At 45.4% G+C, this 19,845-nt stretch carries 20 protein-coding genes; 16 read left to right on the top strand and 4 right to left on the bottom strand.

Annotated features, from left to right (window positions below):
* Positions 1 to 46: 46 nt before the first annotated feature.
* The 6 genes from ABJF92_RS07810 (at position 47) to eutC (ending at position 5,256) form a co-directional block, all read left to right on the top strand.
* Positions 47 to 619 (top strand): sigma-70 family RNA polymerase sigma factor, encoded by a 573-nt coding sequence (locus ABJF92_RS07810; protein ID WP_446815233.1) that lies wholly within the window; start codon positions 47 to 49, stop codon positions 617 to 619.
* Positions 616 to 1,344 (top strand): anti-sigma factor, encoded by a 729-nt coding sequence (locus ABJF92_RS07805; protein WP_446815232.1) that lies wholly within the window; start codon positions 616 to 618, stop codon positions 1,342 to 1,344. Before ABJF92_RS07810 ends, ABJF92_RS07805 begins: the two co-directional genes overlap by 4 nt.
* A 508-nt stretch (positions 1,345 to 1,852) precedes the next feature.
* Complete coding sequence (locus ABJF92_RS07800) at positions 1,853 to 2,374, top strand: adenylate kinase (RefSeq protein WP_446815231.1); 522 nt, start codon at positions 1,853 to 1,855, stop codon at positions 2,372 to 2,374.
* A 64-nt stretch (positions 2,375 to 2,438) separates the two neighbouring features.
* Positions 2,439 to 2,978 (top strand): DinB family protein, encoded by a 540-nt coding sequence (locus ABJF92_RS07795; RefSeq protein ID WP_446815230.1) that lies wholly within the window; start codon positions 2,439 to 2,441, stop codon positions 2,976 to 2,978.
* 23 nt (positions 2,979 to 3,001) lie between these two features.
* Positions 3,002 to 4,405: an ethanolamine ammonia-lyase subunit EutB gene (locus tag ABJF92_RS07790; protein WP_446815229.1), complete on the top strand. Its 1,404-nt coding sequence runs from the start codon at positions 3,002 to 3,004 to the stop codon at positions 4,403 to 4,405.
* Positions 4,405 to 5,256 (top strand): ethanolamine ammonia-lyase subunit EutC, encoded by an 852-nt coding sequence (eutC, locus tag ABJF92_RS07785; protein ID WP_446815228.1) that lies wholly within the window; start codon positions 4,405 to 4,407, stop codon positions 5,254 to 5,256. The genes ABJF92_RS07790 and eutC overlap by 1 nt, the downstream gene beginning before the upstream one ends.
* 108 nt (positions 5,257 to 5,364) lie before the next feature.
* Here the strand turns inward: eutC and ABJF92_RS07780 are convergent, their stop codons facing one another.
* The gene (locus ABJF92_RS07780) at positions 5,365 to 5,853 is read right to left on the bottom strand and encodes an Lrp/AsnC family transcriptional regulator (RefSeq protein ID WP_446815227.1); all 489 of its coding nucleotides are present in this window, start codon (positions 5,851 to 5,853) and stop codon (positions 5,365 to 5,367) included.
* 138 nt (positions 5,854 to 5,991) lie between these two features.
* Between ABJF92_RS07780 and ABJF92_RS07775 the strand changes: the two genes are divergently transcribed.
* The 3 genes from ABJF92_RS07775 (at position 5,992) to ABJF92_RS07765 (ending at position 7,571) form a co-directional block, all read left to right on the top strand.
* Positions 5,992 to 6,927: a DMT family transporter gene (locus ABJF92_RS07775; protein ID WP_446815226.1), complete on the top strand. Its 936-nt coding sequence runs from the start codon at positions 5,992 to 5,994 to the stop codon at positions 6,925 to 6,927.
* A gap of 68 nt (positions 6,928 to 6,995) precedes the next feature.
* Positions 6,996 to 7,085, top strand: a complete 90-nt coding sequence (locus ABJF92_RS07770) for a DUF1330 domain-containing protein (protein WP_446815225.1) — start codon at positions 6,996 to 6,998, stop codon at positions 7,083 to 7,085.
* A gap of 177 nt (positions 7,086 to 7,262) precedes the next feature.
* The gene (locus ABJF92_RS07765; RefSeq protein ID WP_446815224.1) at positions 7,263 to 7,571 is read left to right on the top strand and encodes a DUF1330 domain-containing protein; all 309 of its coding nucleotides are present in this window, start codon (positions 7,263 to 7,265) and stop codon (positions 7,569 to 7,571) included.
* A gap of 49 nt (positions 7,572 to 7,620) precedes the next feature.
* On the opposite strand, the gene ABJF92_RS07760 is transcribed toward ABJF92_RS07765, so the two are convergent.
* Positions 7,621 to 8,526: a DMT family transporter gene (locus tag ABJF92_RS07760; protein WP_446815223.1), complete on the bottom strand. Its 906-nt coding sequence runs from the start codon at positions 8,524 to 8,526 to the stop codon at positions 7,621 to 7,623.
* A 128-nt stretch (positions 8,527 to 8,654) separates the two neighbouring features.
* Between ABJF92_RS07760 and ABJF92_RS07755 the strand changes: the two genes are divergently transcribed.
* Entirely contained in the window at positions 8,655 to 9,578 is a 924-nt protein-coding gene (locus tag ABJF92_RS07755; RefSeq protein ID WP_446815222.1) for a LysR family transcriptional regulator, read from the top strand.
* Between the two features lie 12 nt (positions 9,579 to 9,590).
* Here the strand turns inward: ABJF92_RS07755 and ABJF92_RS07750 are convergent, their stop codons facing one another.
* Together ABJF92_RS07750 and ABJF92_RS07745 are read right to left on the bottom strand one after the other, a co-directional pair.
* A complete protein-coding gene (locus ABJF92_RS07750) occupies positions 9,591 to 10,301 on the bottom strand; it encodes a hypothetical protein (RefSeq protein WP_446815221.1) in 711 nt (236 codons plus the stop codon).
* 121 nt (positions 10,302 to 10,422) lie between these two features.
* Positions 10,423 to 11,646: a hypothetical protein gene (locus ABJF92_RS07745; RefSeq protein ID WP_446815220.1), complete on the bottom strand. Its 1,224-nt coding sequence runs from the start codon at positions 11,644 to 11,646 to the stop codon at positions 10,423 to 10,425.
* A gap of 184 nt (positions 11,647 to 11,830) precedes the next feature.
* Here ABJF92_RS07745 and ABJF92_RS07740 point away from each other — a divergent pair, with 184 nt between their 5' ends.
* The 6 genes from ABJF92_RS07740 (at position 11,831) to etfA (ending at position 19,845) form a co-directional block, all read left to right on the top strand.
* Positions 11,831 to 12,526: a VC0807 family protein gene (locus ABJF92_RS07740; protein WP_446815219.1), complete on the top strand. Its 696-nt coding sequence runs from the start codon at positions 11,831 to 11,833 to the stop codon at positions 12,524 to 12,526.
* Between the two features lie 260 nt (positions 12,527 to 12,786).
* A complete protein-coding gene (locus tag ABJF92_RS07735) occupies positions 12,787 to 13,764 on the top strand; it encodes a dipeptidase (RefSeq protein WP_446815218.1) in 978 nt (325 codons plus the stop codon).
* Between the two features lie 70 nt (positions 13,765 to 13,834).
* Positions 13,835 to 14,380 (top strand): DUF5943 domain-containing protein, encoded by a 546-nt coding sequence (locus tag ABJF92_RS07730; RefSeq protein WP_446815217.1) that lies wholly within the window; start codon positions 13,835 to 13,837, stop codon positions 14,378 to 14,380.
* A gap of 127 nt (positions 14,381 to 14,507) precedes the next feature.
* A complete protein-coding gene (dgcA, locus tag ABJF92_RS07725) occupies positions 14,508 to 16,571 on the top strand; it encodes a dimethylglycine demethylation protein DgcA (protein ID WP_446815216.1) in 2,064 nt (687 codons plus the stop codon).
* Between the two features lie 66 nt (positions 16,572 to 16,637).
* Positions 16,638 to 18,608, top strand: coding sequence for a (Fe-S)-binding protein (locus ABJF92_RS07720; RefSeq protein ID WP_446815215.1), 1,971 nt, complete (start codon positions 16,638 to 16,640; stop codon positions 18,606 to 18,608).
* Between the two features lies 1 nt (position 18,609).
* Positions 18,610 to 19,845, top strand: coding sequence for an electron transfer flavoprotein subunit alpha (gene etfA / locus ABJF92_RS07715; RefSeq protein WP_446815214.1), 1,236 nt, complete (start codon positions 18,610 to 18,612; stop codon positions 19,843 to 19,845).

Here is a 19,845-nt window from a genome sequence, read left to right as displayed (position 1 = left end):
AAGCGCTCAGTTACGTATACTGAGCGCTTTGCATTAGGTAAATTTTGTGTCCCTATCTACAGAATTTGATTATGAAGGCGTGTTAAAAAATTGTGCCCAAGGCGACCGAGCAGCCTTAATGCAACTGTACCACCATGAAGCGACCAGATTGCTCACCGTTGTAATGCGTATTCTGAAAAACCGTCCTCTGTCTGAAGACGTAGTGCATGATGCTTTTATCAAAATTTGGCAGAATGCACATTCCTATCATGAAGAATTAGGGTCAGCTCGCGGCTGGTTGTATACGTTAACTCGTAATTTAGCGTTAAATGCTCTCAAACACTCTAATCGGCAGGTTCTTGCTGAACCGGATTTTCTACTCGACCTGTGTGATAACCAAGTCTTAGCCTCGGAAGAGCAACTTGATGATATTGCAGAGCTTGCAACAGACCCCCTAGCTCAATCGTCTCTGCTAACATGTTTGGAATATTTAGCACCGGAACGCAAACTGTGTATATTGCATGCATACGTCGATGGTTATACACAAGATGAAATCGCTACACTGCTCAATAAACCTTTGGGTACGGTAAAGTCATGGATTAAGCGTAGTTTGAATGCTTTAAAGGAGTGTTTGCAATGAACAAAAATATAAAACAAGCTCCTATTGATGATGACTTAGCAGGACAGTACGTACTTGGTACATTGACTGCAGAAGAACGAAGCGATTTTGAAAAACGTTTAGAATACAGCGTAGAGCTTCAAAAAGCCGTTAATCAGTGGCAAGAACATTTTTTAGCTGTGACTGATCGTTTGGAACCCGTTGACACATCACTGTCTTTATCAGCACGGATTACGCGTAGCGTGGATGAACTTGAAAAGCCCTCGCAACTTACTACACAAGTATCCTCTAATGCAGCATCCTCCTTTTGGGAAAGCCTATTTTTATGGCGTGGTATGTCAATAGCTTGCCTAGTGCTCGTCATGATATTAGGGTTTAAATTACAAACCATTGAGCCAACACTAAGTAAACCTACTTATATTGCGGTATTGGTTCAACCTGAAAGCAAGACTCCGGGTTGGGTAATTCAAACCAGTCAGTCCAATCAAATTCAGTTAGTGCCATTAGGTGCAGTGGAGATCCCAGAAGGTAAAGCTTTACAGTTCTGGACAAAAGCGGAGGGTTGGGATGCCCCTGTTTCATTAGGGTTAGTCAAAAAAGGTGAAACGTTAAATCTAGATATTGATAAGCTCCCACCACTTACCGAAAACCAGCTTTTCGAGCTAACCTTAGAGCAAGAGACAGGCTCTTCCACAGGTAAACCTACCGGTCCGATTACTTCGATTGGTCGAGGCTCTTCTATATAAGCTATACGGCGTCATGAAACACAAACTAAGGTGTTTATTTTCTAAATGGGATGAAGCTATCTATTTTAAACCTAAAGATAGCTCATCACGGAGACACCTTATGTTTTTACCGATTGCCGAAATCAGTGCTTTGTAGGAAAGCTTACCCGGTCAGTTTCAATATGAGTTGGACCTATTTTATACCCGACCTGCTTATGTTTTGTGGGCAAATAAGTCGAAGCCAACACCATTAGCGGCTGAGTTAATCCGCTCTATTGAAACGTGTGTGGAAAATACGCCTGCTCTGCAAGGTAAGCGTATTGATTTGTATTAACATGGATTGACTCATGAGCAGGGATTTTGCAGAATGTTTGTTATGCAGATAAATAACCTTACACGTCGTTATGCTCGAATTATCATCACTCCCTAGGAGTGGTGGGATTTTTGATACGTGTAATATATCAAACCCGCCTTAGAGGCGGGTTTTTTGTATCGGCTTCTTGGGTTCTTGAATGACAGGAGGCGTAAAATGAAGAGAATTGCGGTTTTTGGTAAGCCTGCAAGTGGCAAATCTACCTTTAGTAAACAGCTTGCGGAGCAGTGTGGTGTTCAGCTCTATGCCATGGACGCCATTTTGTACCAAGCCAATGGTGAAGAGATAGACAGCGAAACGTATAAGCAGACTCATAATGAAATACTGTCTAGTGAGTCATGGCTAATAGAAGGTTTTGCCCCCTTTACAGCGCTAGGGTCTTTTTATCAGCGTCTAGATGCGGCGGATACCCTGATCTATATCGATCTTCCCTACATTATATGCTATTGGCTGGTGGCTAAGCGCTTATTAAAAGGCTTGTTTAAAACGCCAGAGGGTTGGCCGAAAGGTGCATCTGTGTTCAAAGGGAGTATCGCCAGTTATAAAACACTTAAGCTATGCCCCAAGTTTTGGAACCAGCAATTCTTGCAAAAGCTGGAAGCCCAATCTGCTAATAAGCCGCTTTATGTTGTGCGCTCTCTTAGGGAATTGGACAAGTTAATGGACAGGCTGACCTGAAAGTGTGTACATTTTTTCTTTGTACCAAGCTCCAGTAAACATCTTAAGGATTATGGGAAATAAAATGTCGAAAATGGACCACTTTCAACTCATGTCTACCTATAACATAAGGATGAATAGGCAAGTCTATAATGCTGCATTGAGCTTGCCGGTAGCCCTTCTAGAGCAAGATATGGGGGCATTTTTCAAATCCATCAGTGGCACGCTAAATCATATTTTGGTGGGAGATATTATTTGGTATAGCCGCTTTGCTAAGCACTCCGAAAACTACTTATCGCTGGGGAAACTTTCCCAAATTGTCCAGCCCAAGACCTTGGATACGATTATTTCTAGTAACATTGATGAGTTATATGAAATGCGACAAGCAGTGGACGAGCTAATTCATCACTGGTTACATGCCGAGCTAAAAGAAGAAGATTTAGAAAAAGGCCTGCACTATACCAATTCAAAAGGTATTCTGGGGCATAAGCCTTTTGCAGAGCTGCTTTCCCATGTGTTTAATCATCAAACCCATCATAGGGGGCAGGTGAGCACACTCTTGTCTCAACATGGCGTAGATATTGGGGTTACAGATTTCCTGATAGACATCCCGAATTTAAATTAACAGGGCAAATTGAAGGCGAAAGAATGAGTCAGTTGTACCGCTATACGTTAGGCACTCAAACCTATCACTTTAAAAACTTGGCGCAGTTAATGGCCAAAGCCACTCCTCATCGTTCTGGGGATTGTTTGGCAGGGGTGAATGCCCAATCCGCGCAAGAACGTGCCGTCGCCCAAATGACACTGGCCGAGGTGCCCCTCAAGACTTTTTTAAATGAAGCGTTAATTCCCTACGAAGCTGATGAAGTGACGCGGCTGATTTTAGACGATCACGATACTCAAGCTTTTGCGCAAATTTCCCATTTAACCGTTGGCGATTTTCGCAATTGGCTATTAAGTGATTATGCCACACCTGAAGTGCTGGCTTCAGTAAGAGCGGGCATTACGCCTGAAATGGCCGCTGCGGTATCGAAAATTATGCGTAATCAGGACTTAATTCTGGTTGCTAAAAAAAGCCATGTGGTGAGTGCGTTTCGAAACACCATAGGATTACCCGGAAGGTTAGCCACACGATTACAGCCTAATCATCCAACGGATGATATTAATGGCATAGCCGCCAGTATGTTGGATGGTTTGTTGTACGGCAATGGCGATGCGGTAATCGGCATAAACCCTGCCACAGATAATGTCCCTCAGGCTATTAAGCTCATGCAACTGATGGATGATGTTATCCAAAAATATGAGATTCCGACCCAAAGCTGTGTACTCACTCATGTAACCAATACCATTGAATGTATTGAAGCGGGCGCGCCTGTGGATTTGGTATTCCAGTCCATTGGCGGAACAGAAGCCACCAATAGTAGCTTTGGTTTTAATCTCAGCACACTGGCAGAAGCTCAAGAGGCTGCTTTAAGTCTTAATCGTGGCACGGTTGGCAATAATGTAATGTATTTTGAAACGGGACAAGGCAGCTCCTTGTCGGCGGATGCGCACCATGGTTTAGATCAACAAACCTGTGAAGCGAGAGCATACGCCGTAGCTCGAAAATTTAACCCCTTGCTGGTCAATACCGTGGTGGGTTTTATCGGTCCTGAATATTTGTTTGATGGCAAAGAAATCACTCGCGCTGGTTTAGAGGATCATTTCTGCGGCAAATTACTCGGCGTACCTATGGGTTGTGATGTTTGTTATACCAATCACGCTGAGGCGGATCAAAACGATATGGATAATCTGCTAACCCTGCTAGGGGTCGCTGGTTGTTCATTTGTCATGGGGATTCCCGGTTCCGATGACATCATGCTGAATTATCAAACCACCTCTTTCCACGACGCCCTATACGTTCGTAGAGTGTTGGGCTCTCGTCCTGCGCCAGAGTTTGAACACTGGCTACAAAAGATGAACATCATGAAAGACACCCAACAAACTCTGTTAGCCGATGGCATGCCAGAGCGTTTTGCCCAGTCCTTAAAGCATTTGGGAGGTCAGTCCTAATGGCCAATAAAGACTCTTTATCTGATAAGGCGATCGAACAAGGCCAAGTGGTAGACAACCCATGGCGTCGTTTGCGTAGTTTTACCGATGCTCGCATTGGTTTAGGACGAGCTGGAGTGAGCTTACCGACTCAAGAGTTGCTGGCTTTTCAACTTAACCATGCGCAAGCGCGAGATGCTGTGCATTTGCCCTTAGACGTGACAGCCATGCAGTCACAATTGGCTCCTTATAGCGATGGTGAGGTGCTGTTAGCCCATAGCCAAGCGGAGAACCGCATAGGCTACTTGCAGCGTCCAGACTTAGGCCGAAAGTTGAGCCAAAACAGTCGCGATACCTTGTACCAATTTACCCAGCAAGCCAGTGCCAAGCCTAATTACGACATTGCCTTTGCGGTGGTCGATGGCTTGTCATCTTTGGCGGTAAGCCAAAATTCCGCGCCGTTTATCCAGCTGCTGAAAAGCCAGCTGTTAGAGGCTAATCCAGCCTGCAGTTTTGCACCCATCATTCTGGTGGAGCAAGGCCGTGTTGCCATTGGAGACGACATTGGCGAGTTGCTGAACGCACAAATTGTCATTGTGCTGGTGGGAGAGCGCCCGGGCTTGAGTTCACCGGACAGCTTGGGATTGTATCTCACTTGGCAGCCAAAATCTGGCCTTAATGATGCCAGCCGCAACTGTATTTCTAATATTCGTCCCGCGGGTTTGCCTTATGAAGAAGCCGCTAAACGCGCGCTTTATCTGATCACTGAGGCACAAAAACTTAAGCTCAGTGGTGTGAATTTAAAAGATCGCACCCAAGATGCGGTGATCGAGCATAAGCAAAGCAAACAAAACTTTCTAATCGCCGACTAACTCATTCTCGTTAAAATAAGAGCTACATAGGACAGGCATACTTAGAAGCCTGATTTTACTGGGTTCTAAAGGTGCCTGTCTTGTTTAGTCTTGGTTAATCAAGGGATTTTAGCTGTTTATGATTAGGCCATTTTCTGGCAGAGGAAGGGCGGTTTTATAGCGAACTTGTTTCAGGGCAAAGCTGGAGCGAATGTTTTCTACGCCGGGGATTTTGGTCAGTCTCGTTAAAATAAGCGTCTCTAAAGCTTGGATGTCTGTCACCAATACTCGTAGTAAATAATCCTCATCCCCCGTCATTAGATAGCACTCCATTACTTCTGGGCACTCTGCAATAGCCGCTTCAAAAATTTCGAGGGCTTCTTCATCTTGTTTTTTCAAGCGTATGTGAATAAAGACGTTCACGTGTAGGCCAAGCTTTTTAGCCGATACGAGAGATACCTTGCCATTCAATATCCCCATTTCTTCTAATCGCTTAACTCGGTTAAAGCAAGGCGTTGGCGACAAATTGACCAAACTTGCTAGTTCTGCGTTGGTGATATCACCGTTCGTCTGCAACTTGTTGAGGATAGCGATATCTTTATTATCAAGCTTTATCATATAAATTATCCTTAAAATTGAATATATAAAGATAATATATACTGAATATCGTGGTGTGACGATAAACAAAAGAAACTTTCTCTGCAAAAATATGGGTACTCTATTTCTAAGTCATTTCCTTACGAAAGCGAGCCCATTATGTCTAAGACCATTGCACCGAATTTAGTGAGAGAGCCTTGGAATGTTTCTTTGCTGTCGCCACAAAGCAAAGCGCTGTGTATTTTGTTTCTTGCGATTATTGTTTGGGGTGGGAATTGGCCAGTAATGAAAGTGGGGCTGGATCACATTACGCCAGTGTGGTTTTCCATGATGCGCTTTGCTCTTGGCGGGGCGGCATTATTTCTATTTCAGCTGATAACGAAAAGCTTGTACCTTCCTACTAAAAAAGACATACCTTTGATTCTAAGTATTGGTCTTTTGCAAATGCTGGTTTTTACGGTCTTGGGTGCTATCGCCATGACACAAGTGGAGGCAGGGCGCTCGGCGATTCTTGCTTACACCACCACCTTGTGGGTGTTGCCTTTATCCGTGGCTTTTTTCCGTGAGAGGTTGTCTGCAAAACAATGGCTTGGGGTAACCTTTGGCTTAGCTGGGGTGGTCACCTTGTTTAACCCTTTCAGTTTTGACTGGAGTAATTCTGCTTTGTTAATGGCCAATGGCCTATTATTGGGCGCTGCGTTTTGCTGGAGCTTAGGCATCCTTCATTTACGACACTCTAAATCCACCGCGACAGCGTACCAATTGGCGCCTTGGCAAATGCTGACGGCAACAGTGCCGTTAATCTTTCTGGCTCATTGGTTAGAGGGGCCGTTTACAGGGGATGGCAGTTTGGATTTTTGGATGATTTGTCTTTATCTAGGGCCTCTTGCTACGGCATTTTGTTTTTGTGCGGTGAATGGTGCTAGCAGGCGTTTATCAGGAACTTCCATTTCAACGTCTATGTTAGGAGTGCCAGTAACTGGGCTACTGTTTTCTAGCTATTTTTTGAGAGAAGCCCTAACCATGCCATTAATCCTTGGTACCTTATTGATTTGCAGCGGTATTTTGTTTGTGATCATGAGTACTAAAAAGTAACTAGGCCTGCCATTATCAAATTAGAACAGTCTATTTTTCTTTATGCTTATTTCATTGATAGTCTTTAGATGGAAAAAGCGGTGATCGAGTTCCCAGATGCAGACAGTGCCCGTAACTGGTACAACAGTGAGGCTTATCAAGCCATTCTGCCTTTATGAAATACCGGTATGCAGAGCCAGTTTCATTTGATTTAATCTGTACCAAATAATGTCACGCCCCCCTGCTGAGTTGATCACTGAGGAGGGGGGTTAAATTCCGGGTTTTAAATTCCGGACTTTGCGAATTGCCTGTCTTAAATTTCAGTCTTATATTTCACAGTCTAGTTTGGAGATTACATGCCATATGAAAGAATAATGGCCCTAGAGGTCACGGATGATAATGTGTATCAGCAGTATCGCGAGCATATGATGCCAATTCTGCATTCCTATGGCGGCAGTTTTGGCTTTGATTTTAAGGTCAGTGAGGTATTGAGATCGAAATCTACCGATCCGATTAACCGAGTCTTCACGATTGATTTCCCCAGTAAGGAAGCGATGGAGCAATTCTTTAGCGACTCTGATTACCTTGCAGTGAAAGCTAAGTTTTTCGAAAGCTCTGTGGGTGCTGTGACCACTATTTCGTTACATGAGAAAGATGCTCATTAAGTGAGTTATCTGGCGCGGCCTATATAGCTGCTAGCGGGGCTTTCACGATTTAGCGGCTTCTTAAAGAGGCCGCTAGGGTAGCAATAAGAATGCATGCGCCACCCAGTATTTGGATAGGTGCAAGCGTTTCACCCAGCCAGAAAATAGCAAACAAGGCGCCAAAGGCCGGTTCGGAGCCTGTTAACAAGGCAACTTTGGATGGTGACGTGTGTTTCACACCATAATTCTGCGCGAAAAAACAAAAAATGGTACAAAAAATAACCAGGTAAAAGGTTAGTCCCCAGAAGTTCAATTGGCTCGGTAGCCGTTCTAAAGCACTGTTATCGCTGATCATAAAAATAATCAGCACACCGATGGCGATGACATTAGCCTGAATGCAGGTAAGATTCATGGCAGAGAGTCGCTTGCCTTTCATAAGAATTTGCGTAGCGACGACCAAACAAGCCCGTAACAAGGCCGCCAGTAAAATACAGTAATCTCCTAGATTAAGCGCCACCCAGCCCCATTCTTTCTGGGTTAACAGAAGAACTCCTGTCACAGACAACACTGCGCAAGCAAAAATGCCTTTGCGTGGCCATTGCTGGCTCGTAATAGCCTCAAGAAACACCGTTAGCAGTATACAAAGACTGATCAAGAAGGCCGCTCTCGAAGCTGTGGTATGAAAAATGCCATAGGTTTCTGCCAACAGCGTCAAAAGCAAAATTAACCCTGTCGGCACACCATAACGCCAATCCTTAGTGCGGCCATTTAGGCTGTCTCTTAGAAAGCCGGGTAGTAACAATAGTGAGGTTAAGCCAAAGCGGATCAATAAAAAGGCCAAGACGCTTGTATAGGCAAGCGCGTCTTTCGTAATACCATAGCTACTTCCCCAAAACATTGCTGTGAGTAAAAGGGATAATTCAGCCATTGGGATTCTGCGGTTGATGATGGAATGGGGAAGTAATACTGTGTTCATAGTGCCTCGTAAGGTATTCACGGTAATGGTGTATTGGTTGACAAAAATCGCTGAAGGCGACTAGGGAATATGCTAACTTGTGTTTTATCTGATGATAATCTGTCAATTCAACAAAAGACTTGTGATTCATGGACACAAATAAAATAATTGCCTTGCTTCCAGATATGGCCGCTTATGTAGCGGTGGTAGAAACTGGCAGCTTTACTAAAGCGGCACAACAATTGGGAGTGACGCCATCGGCGGTGAGCCGTCAGATATCGCGAATGGAGAATGTATTAGCAGTGGTGCTGGTGGAGAGAACCACTCGTCGTCAGACCATTACCGCGGTAGGGATGACCGTTTATGAGCAGTGTCGTAATATGCTCGACAATGCCAAAGAGGCGGTGAGCGCTTCAGAAAGCACCTCCACAGAGGCGAAAGGGCGTTTGCGTATTGCAGTGCCTGATGGTTATGCCAGACAAGTGCTAGAACCGTTGTTACTGAATTTTATTCAGCAATTTCCAGAAATTTCTTTGCAAGTCAAAGTTACTGACTTAAGAATAGATCCTGCTTATCAAGATGTGGATCTGGTGTTTACCATTACCGAGCATCCTTATGAGCATCTCGTATGTAAAACCCTTGGTCAGGTGCGCTCAATTCTTTGTGCTAGTCCTAACTATTTAGCACGATACGGTTTTCCAGATTCCCCAGAGGCACTGACTCAACATAAGTGTATTCCGTTAGGTTTTTTTGACGGTGACAATCATTGGACCTTCCAGCAAGGCCAGCGTACTAGACAAGTAACAGTCGATGGACGCTACATTAATAACGATGCTCAAATGCGCCTGAATGCTGTAAAACAAGGGTTAGGGATTGCTCCATTTCCTGACTTTGTGGTTGCCGACTCCCTTGCGAATGGGGAGGTGGTGCCAGTGCTCATAGACTGGCTACTAAAAAGTGATTTCCAAGGTGGCGTGCATATGCAATTTCCCCCTATGCGGTATATGCCAAATAAACTCAGAGTGTTTATTGATTTTATGGAGGCACAGTTAGCTGGGGGAAATAAGCGTTAAATCTTGTAAGATTTAGCTGGGAAGTGCGGTTAAGAGCTGGTCGAGCGCTCCTGTAAAGACCCTGTCGCCACTTGCTGTGACATGCTCTAGTGTGAAGTTAAAGCGACGACATAAGGCTGCGCCATCGTCAGTATAGGCGAGTGCGATAAGCCCTTTTACTCGTGGGGCTAGAGCCACTTGTTGTTCTAGCTGTTGAATGAGGTGGGTGAATAATTTAAAAATTAAAGTCCCTTTTCGCCATTCGGGTTTGAGTACCACACTTGGAATATAGAGATATGTTGGGCCGTTAAATTCATCCGACACCCCTTGAATGTCTTTCTCTTCAAGTTGGCCGTTTCGTAGTTGCTGATACTCTTGCTCGTCCAACTTGATCAAACCAACCTGACCTATCAGTTCCCCTGCGGATATAGCACCACTGAACAAATGCAAGTTCTTGCTGCGTAAGCGGCACCAGTGGTCGATCTCATCGTTGTTGGCGTGGTAATTGGCAATACCACTGTCCGAGAGAAAAACCGACGAAATCACAATGTCTCTAATCTGCCAGCCTTGATCTAAAAGCTCAGGGTAGCTCATGCAACTGACGTTTTTTGAGCGAGCAACACTGGCGACGGTCTGGCTTAACCAATCTGGTAAATTAGACTGCATTGTCATGACAAAGTACCAATTAAACCACTCTAACCATTCAAGCTGGGTGAAGTTTGGCTGGTGTATCAACGTCTTCATTCGTTGCGCTTTAAACGAGCTTGAGTCCTTTAATAATGTGAGCAGCGCCTCTTTAACATCCGTGGGAAACTGCTCCAGCGGCAAATTAGAGGCGGACTCAAAAAATGTGCTAATCCTGTCATCAAGAGCCATGTTTTCCCTTACGTCGTTTGATTAAGGCGATAATGATTAACGCCAGTACCCCAGTGCTCAAGCCAGAACCTAAGATAGAGTAGATTTCAGACCATGTATACCAATCAGCGTCCAATAGGCGCTGATACATGGTGAAAAGATAGGGCGCAATTTCGAAGATAAACAGGATCATGGCGATGAGGAACAATATTTTGTCTTCGCTGCCTTGCTTTATGGCTTGGCGAATATTGATCTTATGCTCTAAGAATTCTTGGTTTTTATCGTACGTTTCAAAGTGCTTTTCAATGCCAAAGCTCTGATCCAACTTGTTGGCTAAGTTCTGTGCCGTAATGTAATGGAAGACACTGATGTCCCAAAACGGCATGGTGGTGGAGTATTCAGAAGTGAGTCTGTCCATTGTCGACATTTCGAGTAGACTGCTGTCGCTGATGGCTTCGATGGTTTTGGTGTTGGTGCGCAAAATTGCCGCCTCTTTAAAGGCCAAAATTTCTAAAATAAAGAGAAAGACACTATCCGATGCGAGGGTGGCAACTTGATGCTCCCCTGGACGACGGTCCAACCTAACGACGCAACTTTTACCTGTGTAGATTTCGCTGCTGTTGTATTGGGCTATGTTGATGGCAATCTGCGCTTTTATTTCTGGAGAGATAAGTTGTGCCGCCATATTTTCCGAGTCATAGGTCTCGCTGGCGAGGTAGCTGAGCATGATATCGTCTGGAATGTTTTGACGAGTGGATAAACAGGTTTTGGCCGCAGAGGATAATAATTGAATGCCAAACTGTTCTAACAAGTGGTCATTCAGGCTGAGGCTTAGGTCTTGTTCATTTTTTAGGATTAACTTATCCGCAGAAACCCGATCCAGTAGTTGAGAGACGACAAACGCTTTATCGTGAAGAACCAGCATCACAACGGCTAAGTGGGTGTTGCTATCAATGGTCGCGACCACTTCCATAGTTTCGTAGAGGCTATCTTCTGCACTGCATTCTAGTTCATCAAAACAGGCGAGTGGGTAGTTTCCTAAATGGTAGCGTTGCAAGGATTTATGTAAGTGCCCAGAAATTTCATTTTCAATTCGAAAAGACATTTCTTGGATAAGCTCGGACTCATTGGCGTTAGAGGCGTTGTCTAGATTTTTCTTAAGTTTGGTGTTGGCGACAAAAGATGGGATAACGATATAAACATTGCCGTTGAATTGCTCAGTTACTGCAGTCATTGTCCTACTCGATACAAAATAGTTAATCAGAATAATAACAAACACTCACAGAGTAAATTTATATTTTACGAAGGCCTTACTCACATATGGCGAGATCTAAGTGTTCAGCAGAGTAGTTCACTATGGGCTTTTGCTTTATGATAGGCGCCATTATTAGTTTTGAATTTTGCAAGGTTTATCAATTATGAATAGTACTCCTGAACATAAGCCACGTCCTATGGTGGACTTGCTTGTCAGTGTCATTTTACCGTCACTGATTTTAATGAAACTAAGTGGCGAAGATGCTCTTGGAGTTAGTGGTGGTTTAATCGTTGCACTGGCTTTTCCATTAGGTTGGGGCTTGTTTGAACTGGTGAAATACAAGAAGTTTAACTTCATTGCTTTGTTAGGTTTGATCAGTGTTTTACTTACGGGCAGTATCGGCTTGTTCGAGTTGGATAATAAGTGGCTAGCTATTAAAGAAGCATCCGTACCTGCCTTGATCGGCATCGCTGTATTGGTATCAACCTTTACGCCATATCCTTTGGTTCGTGCTTTACTTTTTAATGCCTCGATGATGGATGTGGAAACCATTAAAGAAAAACTTGCCGAGAACAACAGTACAGCACTGTTTGAAAAGAAGCTGATGAATGCGACGTATTTTATCGCGGGATCTTTTGCTTTTTCAGCGACGATGAATTATCTGTTAGCTAAGTGGATCGTGGTAAGTCCATCGGGCACAGAGGCATTTAATGAAGAACTTGGGCAAATGACCTTGTACAGTTACCCAGTGATCGCTATTCCTTCAATGATTATGATGATGGCGACATTCTATTACTTGTGGCGCGCGATCAATAAAGCCACAGGCTTGAAGCTAGAAGACTTATTGGTCAATAAATAACTCTCGTTTCAGAACAACATGAAGGTCATGCTTTTCGAGCATGGCCTTTTTTTATGCCCGCTACTTTATTCACCTCCGTTCCTTTGTCGAGAAAACCTTTGCAACACTCACTTTAGTCGTTCCTAGAAATCTTACTCTTCACGACTTTTGCCAAGTCGCTTTTAGTCTTTGTCTAGTCGCTTACAGCCTGCTTCCTTGTGCTGTGAAAAATTACACTGAGTTCAATCCTATTGAGCAACCTTAGTGGCAAGGAATACACCATGAATGCAGCAGAATTACATGACAAGGCCATAGTGATTGATGGTCTTATTTGTTCGAAGTGGAACCGAGAACTTTTTGAAGACATGTCCAAAGGCAAATTAACGGCGGCCAATTGTACCGTGTCCTTTTGGGAGAATTTTGAAGGCACAGTGCGCAATGTGGTGGAAATGAACCAATTGATCGAAGCCAACAGTGACCTGTTGACTAAGGTATATACCACCAAGGATATTCATCGTGCCAAGGCCGAAGGGAAAACAGGCGTGATGATGGGCTTCCAAAATGCCCACGCTTTTGAGGACCAAATTGGCTATGTGCAAATTTTCAAAGACCTAGGCGTTGGTATAGTGCAGATGTGTTACAACACGCAAAACCTTGTAGGAACAGGGTGCTATGAGCGTGATGGTGGCTTGTCGGGCTTTGGTCGTGAGATTGTGGCCGAGATGAACCGTGTGGGTATGCTCTGTGATCTCTCTCATGTCGGTCCTAATACTGCGAAAGAAGTCATTATAGAATCTAAAAAGCCGGTGGCTTATTCACACTGCCTGCCATCTGGTCTAAAAGAACATCCACGTAACCGCAGTGACGAAGAACTAAAGTTCATTGCTGACAATGGCGGCTTTGTGGGCGTGACTATGTTTACACCATTCCTCAAAGCCGGGGTAAATGCCACGGTGGATGATTATGTAGAAGCCATTCAATACATCTACAACATTGTTGGCGAAGACGCGATTGGTATTGGGACTGACTTTACTCAAGGCCATGGACAAGATTTCTTTGAATACCTTACTCACGATAAAGGCTACGCCAGACGCTTAACGCGCTTTGGTGAAATTATTAATCCTAAAGGCATTCGTACCGTTGGTGAGTTTCCGAATCTTACTGAGGCATTGTTGCGTCATGGTTTTAGTGAACGTCAGGTTTGTAAGATTATGGGCGAGAACTGGGTCAACCTATTAGCAGAAGTGTGGGGCGAATAACGCCCTCTAAGCGCTGTGAACCCGCGATGATATTGCCAATTATTCAAACGATTTTATTAAGGAAAAAATTATGGGAAGCCATGCACCTGAAATGCCAATTCAAGTTGATGATGAAACAGGCGTTTGGAGTACAGATGCTCTGCCTATGTTGTATGTACCAAGACACTTTTTCGTCAACAACCACATGGGGATTGAAGCTGAAATTGGTGCCGAACGTTATGCCGAAATTTTGTATAAAGCAGGCTATAAATCAGCCTATTACTGGTGTGAAAAAGAAGCTGAGCTTCATGGCTTTACCGGTGATGAGGTTTGGCACCACTATTTAAAACGCTTATCACAACGAGGCTGGGGCTTTTTTATCACTGAAGAATTGGACGTGGCGAGCGGCACGGCCAAAGTTCGTCTCGAGAATTCTGCTTTTGTCTATCAGTACATTAAAGAGCTGGGTGGCAAGAATAACGAGAAAGTGGATTACATGTTTACAGGTTGGTTTGCTGGCGCTTTGGATCAGATTGCGCAGAGCCAAGGCCTAGCTGTACGTACCAAGGCAGTACAAACCCAAAGCGCAGCACAAGAGGGTTGCGATGTGGGTTACTTCGAAGTCACGCCGCTCTAGTCAATGACTAGACTACTTGGTATTTGCCTTCGCGGGTAGGCGAAAGGCAAATAAGGCTGTAATAGAATTTTTAAAACGTGCGGTTTGTAACAAGCTCGCGGTTAGACAAGCTAAGCAGGGGTTTTTCATGTCCCAATATGATGTGTTATTTGAACCATTAAAAATTAATAAGCTGACCATACGCAATCGTATCGTTAGTACCGCCCATGCAGAGGTGTATGCCACAGACGGTGGCATGACAACTGATCGTTATGTGAAATATTACGAAGAAAAAGCCAAAGGTGGCTGTGGCTTGTGTATTTGTGGTGGTTCGAGTGTGGTATCGATTGATAGTCCCCAGAGCTGGTGGAGTTCGGTTAATTTATCAACGGATCGTATTATTCCGCACTTTCAAAACCTTGCTGATGCCGTGCATAAGCATGGTGGCAAGATCATGATTCAAATAACCCACATGGGACGTCGTTCCCGTTGGGACGGTGAAAATTGGCCGAACTTGATGTCTCCATCGGGTATTCGTGAGCCAGTCCATAGAGCGACTTGTAAAACCATTGAAGTAGAAGAAATTTGGCGTGTTATTGGTGACTTTGTGCAAGCAGCACGACGCGCCAAAGAAGGCGGCTTAGATGGTGTCGAACTGTCTGCCGTGCACCAACACATGATCGATCAGTTCTGGTCGCCTAGGGTAAACAAACGTACCGACGAATGGGGCGGAACCTTTGAAGGCCGCATGAAGTTTGGTATGGAAGTGTTAAAGGCCGTACGCGAAGAAGTGGGGCCAGATTTTGTCGTAGGTATGCGCATTACGGGTGACGAGTTCCATCCAGATGGCTTGAACCATGAAGAGATGAAGAAAATCGCCCAGTATTACGATGCTACTAATATGGTGGATTACTTTGGTGTAGTGGGTTCAGGCTGTGATACTCATAATACGCTTGCCAATGTGATTCCTAACATGAGTTACCCACCTGAGCCTTTCTTGTATTTGGCGGCGGGCATTAAAGAAGTCGTTAATGTGCCGGTGATTCACGCGCAAAACATTAAAGACCCAAACCAAGCCAAACGTATTTTAGAAGCAGGTTACGTGGATTTTGTTGGCATGACTCGCGCTCATATTGCGGACCCGCATTTCATTGCCAAGATTAAAATGAATCAAGTGGATCAAATTCGTCAGTGTGTGGGAGCCAACTATTGTATCGATCGTCAGTATCAAGGCTTGGATGTTTTGTGTATTCAAAATGCCGCGACCTCTCGTGAATACATGGGTTTACCGCATATTATTGAAAAAACCACTGGGCCTGTTCGTAAAGTGTTGGTGATCGGTGGAGGACCTGCAGGATTAGAAGCTGCCCGAGTGGCGGCCGAAAGAGGGCATAGTGTTACTCTGATCGAAAAAGCCAGTGAATTAGGCGGACAATTAGTGCTTGCGGCGAAGGCACCGCAGCGAGATCAAATTGCTGGTATTAGCCGCTGGTTAGTGATGGAAGTGGAGCGTTTAGGCGTGGAGATTCGCTTAGATAGTGCCGCAGATAAAGCTTTGGTGGATGAGTTAGCGCCCGATGTGTGTATTCTCGCCACTGGTGGTCGTCCGTTTATTGATCAGCATCCTGAGTGGGGGGCAGAAGAAGGCTTGGTGGTTTCCACCTGGGATATATTGAGCGGCAAGGTAGAAGCGGGCAAAAATGTCTTGGTATACGACACCATTTGCGAGTTTTCAGGCATGTCTGCCGCGGATTATTTAGCTTCGAAAGGTTCTCTAGTGGAGTTGGTTACCGATGATATTAAGCCCGGTGTTGGCATTGGTGGCACTACATTCCCAACTTATTACCGTTCTTTGTACGAGAAAGAAGTGGTCATGACCTCGGACTTTTTGCTGGAAAAAGTCTATCGCGAGGGTGATAAGTTAGTGGCTGTCCTTGAGAACGAATACACCGCCCAGAAAGAAGAGCGCGTCGTTGACCAAGTAGTGGTGGAAAATGGCATTCGCCCAAATGAAGGTCTGTATTATGACTTGAAAGAGCAATCCATAAATAAAGGTCAGATTGATGTGGAAGCCTTGTTTGATGTGGCACCACAGCCAATCTTGGCAGAGCCGACAAAAGGCATGATCTTGTGGCGCTTAGGGGACTGTGTTTCCCAGCGTAATACTCATGCGGCCATGTACGATGCTCTGCGTTTATGTAAAGACCTATAAGCCAGATACATAGGTGGCGCTTGTCACCTTGATGGCTTTCATGGCATTTGATCTTAAGGGTGCAACATGATTTTGGATTGGTTACTACCAGCGTTAATTTACATCATACTGATGTTGGCGGCAGTCGGCGCTATGCGCCGAGTGTGCTTATGGCGAGCAGGTCAAAAAGAGCGAGTGGATTGGCTAGCCGGTCTAATGGCCATGCCGAAACGCTATTTGCACGACCTTCATCATGTGGTGGAGCGAGACAAGTATATGTCTCGTACACACGTAGCGACGGGGGGCGGCTTTGTTTTAGCCATCTTGTTGGTGATCTTGGTACATGTAATTGGCATCGACAGTCAATGGTTAGCTTGGGCCTTGTTAGCGGCCTTAGGCATGATGTTTAGCGGTGCTTTATTTGTGTTTAAGCGCCGCTTAAACCCGCCTTCACGCCTGTCTAAAGGGCCGTGGATGCGCCTTCCGAAAAACTTGCTGATCTTCTCCGTGACGTTTTTTATACTCACTTTACCTTCCGCTGGCTGGTGGCCCGAAAGTATTGGGCTTGGGGACATTGGCGGTTGGCTACTGACACTCATTTTATCCGCATTAGTCATTATTAGTTTAAGCGAAATGCTGCTCGGCATGACTTGGGGTGGCCCCATGAAACATGCTTTTGCAGGGGCTTTGCATCTGGCTTTTCACCGTCGACCAGAGCGCTTTGGTGGTGGACGATCCACCGGGCTTAAACCGGTAAATTTTGAGGCCGTAGACCCTCAACAAAAAGTGTTTGGTGTGGGCAAACCCAGTGATTTTACTTGGAATCAATTATTAGGGTTTGATGCTTGTGTGCAATGTGGTCGTTGTGAAGCCATGTGTCCGGCCTTTGCCGCAGGCCAGCCACTCAACCCCAAAAAGCTGATTCAAGATATGGTGGTAGGCTTTGCAGGCGGCAGTGACGAAAAGTACGCAGGTAGCCCATATCCTTCAAAAGAAGTCGGGCAGGCCAAAGGCGGTACTGGGCAAATTATTACCGAAGGCTTATTGGACGCAGAAACGCTTTGGTCTTGTACCACTTGTCGAGCCTGCGTTGAAGAATGCCCAATGATGATTGAGCATGTGGATGCCATCGTGGACATGCGCCGCTTCTTAACATTAGAAAAAGGCGATACTCCTAATAAAGGCGCACAAGTGCTAGAAAACATCATTGCCACGGATAACCCTAATGGTTACTCGCCAAACAGTCGTAGCCATTGGGCGGTGGACCAAGACCTGAAGCTTATGGCCGATGTAAAACAAGCCGATGTGTTGTTTTGGGTATCGGATGGCGCCTTTGATATGCGCAGTCAGCGTATTTTGAAAGCTTTTGTTAGCTTATTGAAAGCCGCTAATGTGGACGTGGCAATTCTTGGTAATGAAGAACGAGACAGTGGCGATGTGGCGAGACGTTTGGGTGATGAAGCAACCTTTCAAAGTCTGGCCAAACGCAATTTAGCCACCTTATCGCAATATCGATTTAACACCCTAGTGACCACGGACCCTCATGCTTTTCACTGTCTGCGTAATGAATATAACGACTTTGATAGCGATGCTCTTAAAGGCGTTGAAGTACTTCATCATACGACCTTCTTAAATCGTTTAGTGAAGGAAGGGCGTTTTACGCTAGATGCCTTACAAGGCGCTAAAGTTACCTACCACGACCCTTGCTATCTAGGTCGTTACAACGGTGAGTATGAAGCGCCACGAGAGTTGCTAGCAAGCCTTGGTATTGAGCTGAAAGAAATGGACCGAAGTGGCTACCGATCTCGTTGTTGTGGTGGTGGCGGTGGTGCGCCTATTACGGATGTACCAGGAGAGCAGCGCATCGCTGATATGCGCATGCAAGATGTTGTTGAAACAGGCGCTGAACTTGTCGCGGTGGGTTGTCAGCAATGTACGGCAATGCTCGAAGGTGTGGTAGAGCCTCGCCCGGTGGTGAAAGATATCGCGGAATTGTTGGCTGAGCAGCTGGTGGAGGCTTCCGATAGCTCGGCATCTGGCAATGGGGCGGAGGGCTAATATGAGTGACGTATTACGCAAAGACCCAAGAACAGAGCGCATATTGCGCAATCGTTTGCACCCCTTACACGAAGCACTTATTGCTCGCCAAGTAGGGGAAACACGTGGACCAACAGGCTTACTGAGAAAGAACCCGCACAATAAGGGTTATATGGGCCCCAATGGCCTTAAGCGTATTGACCGCTCAAACGCCTCGGTGGGCTTACTTACTTCACATAAAGCCTCTAGCGCCAATCAACAGGTTGAGTTGCCTTTACACATAGTTGAGAACCCTGACTTTTACATCATGGTGGTGGCGGACATGGTGGGTGGGCGTTTAAGCGCCCACGATAAGGATATTGTAGGGCTTGCTCATGAGCTTATCGATGGGCGCAATGGCGCGGTAGCACTAGTATGTTTTGGTGAGATGAAGGAAAGCCACTTTGATACAGCGGGTGTGGACAGGTTGATTCATTTTGACGGACAAGACGTTGATGGTTTTGCGCCAGAACTACAAATTCAAAAGCTTCTACAAGTCGAGCAGCAATATTGTCCTGAGTTTTGGTTATTTCCAGAAAGTATTCATGGAGGAACCGATCTTGCCTGTCGTTTGTCGGCGAAAACCGGTGAGCGTGCTGTCAGCCAAGTTTGGTCTGCAAATCGACAAGAGGTGATTTCCAGAGGAGCATCAGCAAGCACAGATATTCACCGTAAAGCCTCACGGATTCTCGTTCTGCTTGAAGAGTGTGCCCAACCTATTGATGAAACTCGACATCAAGTGAAGGTGCTAACGGTGTCGTCTCAGGAGTTTAGTGAACCGTCACTTATTGTTGATCATGGTCTAATGGCAGTGGACCCGAATGCGGTTCCTTTGAGTGAAGCAGAGTTTATTTTGTCGGCCGGTAACGGTATAGAAGATTGGTCTGTTTTCCATCAAACGGCACAGATGTTAGGCGCAACAGAAGGGGCGAGTCGTGTCGCCGTGGATGATGGCAACATGCCACGCTCCCGACAAGTGGGCGCTAGTGGCACCTGGGTAACTGCCAGAGTCTACGTGGCAGTAGGGATTTCTGGCGCCATTCAGCACATGCAGGGCATTGGCCAATGTGACAAGGTGATTGCCATTAATACGGATGTGGGTTGCGACATGGTTAAGCGCGCCGACCTTGCTGTGATCGCAGACAGTACGGAGCTACTTCAAGCTTTAAATCAGTTGATGGTTCAGTATCAGCAAAACGCTGCTCAGGAGGAAATTTAA

Source organism: Marinomonas sp. (assembly GCF_039940335.1).
Classification (GTDB): Bacteria; Pseudomonadota; Gammaproteobacteria; order Pseudomonadales; family Marinomonadaceae; genus Marinomonas.
Note: the sequence above shows the minus strand (reverse complement) of the source record. Positions and strands in the feature narration are given on the sequence as shown.

Coding starts and splice junctions, on each gene's coding strand:
- ABJF92_RS07805 (WP_446815232.1), top strand. CDS start 616: ATGAACAAAAATATAAAACAAGCTCCTATTGATGATGACTTAGCAGGA.
- ABJF92_RS07800 (WP_446815231.1), top strand. CDS start 1,853: ATGAAGAGAATTGCGGTTTTTGGTAAGCCTGCAAGTGGCAAATCTACC.
- ABJF92_RS07795 (WP_446815230.1), top strand. CDS start 2,439: ATGTCGAAAATGGACCACTTTCAACTCATGTCTACCTATAACATAAGG.
- ABJF92_RS07790 (WP_446815229.1), top strand. CDS start 3,002: ATGAGTCAGTTGTACCGCTATACGTTAGGCACTCAAACCTATCACTTT.
- eutC (WP_446815228.1), top strand. CDS start 4,405: ATGGCCAATAAAGACTCTTTATCTGATAAGGCGATCGAACAAGGCCAA.
- ABJF92_RS07780 (WP_446815227.1), bottom strand. CDS start 5,853: ATGATAAAGCTTGATAATAAAGATATCGCTATCCTCAACAAGTTGCAG.
- ABJF92_RS07775 (WP_446815226.1), top strand. CDS start 5,992: ATGTCTAAGACCATTGCACCGAATTTAGTGAGAGAGCCTTGGAATGTT.
- ABJF92_RS07770 (WP_446815225.1), top strand. CDS start 6,996: ATGGAAAAAGCGGTGATCGAGTTCCCAGATGCAGACAGTGCCCGTAAC.
- ABJF92_RS07765 (WP_446815224.1), top strand. CDS start 7,263: ATGCCATATGAAAGAATAATGGCCCTAGAGGTCACGGATGATAATGTG.
- ABJF92_RS07760 (WP_446815223.1), bottom strand. CDS start 8,526: ATGAACACAGTATTACTTCCCCATTCCATCATCAACCGCAGAATCCCA.
- ABJF92_RS07755 (WP_446815222.1), top strand. CDS start 8,655: ATGGACACAAATAAAATAATTGCCTTGCTTCCAGATATGGCCGCTTAT.
- ABJF92_RS07750 (WP_446815221.1), bottom strand. CDS start 10,301: ATGAAGACGTTGATACACCAGCCAAACTTCACCCAGCTTGAATGGTTA.
- ABJF92_RS07745 (WP_446815220.1), bottom strand. CDS start 11,646: ATGACTGCAGTAACTGAGCAATTCAACGGCAATGTTTATATCGTTATC.
- ABJF92_RS07740 (WP_446815219.1), top strand. CDS start 11,831: ATGAATAGTACTCCTGAACATAAGCCACGTCCTATGGTGGACTTGCTT.
- ABJF92_RS07735 (WP_446815218.1), top strand. CDS start 12,787: ATGAATGCAGCAGAATTACATGACAAGGCCATAGTGATTGATGGTCTT.
- ABJF92_RS07730 (WP_446815217.1), top strand. CDS start 13,835: ATGGGAAGCCATGCACCTGAAATGCCAATTCAAGTTGATGATGAAACA.
- dgcA (WP_446815216.1), top strand. CDS start 14,508: ATGTCCCAATATGATGTGTTATTTGAACCATTAAAAATTAATAAGCTG.
- ABJF92_RS07720 (WP_446815215.1), top strand. CDS start 16,638: ATGATTTTGGATTGGTTACTACCAGCGTTAATTTACATCATACTGATG.
- etfA (WP_446815214.1), top strand. CDS start 18,610: ATGAGTGACGTATTACGCAAAGACCCAAGAACAGAGCGCATATTGCGC.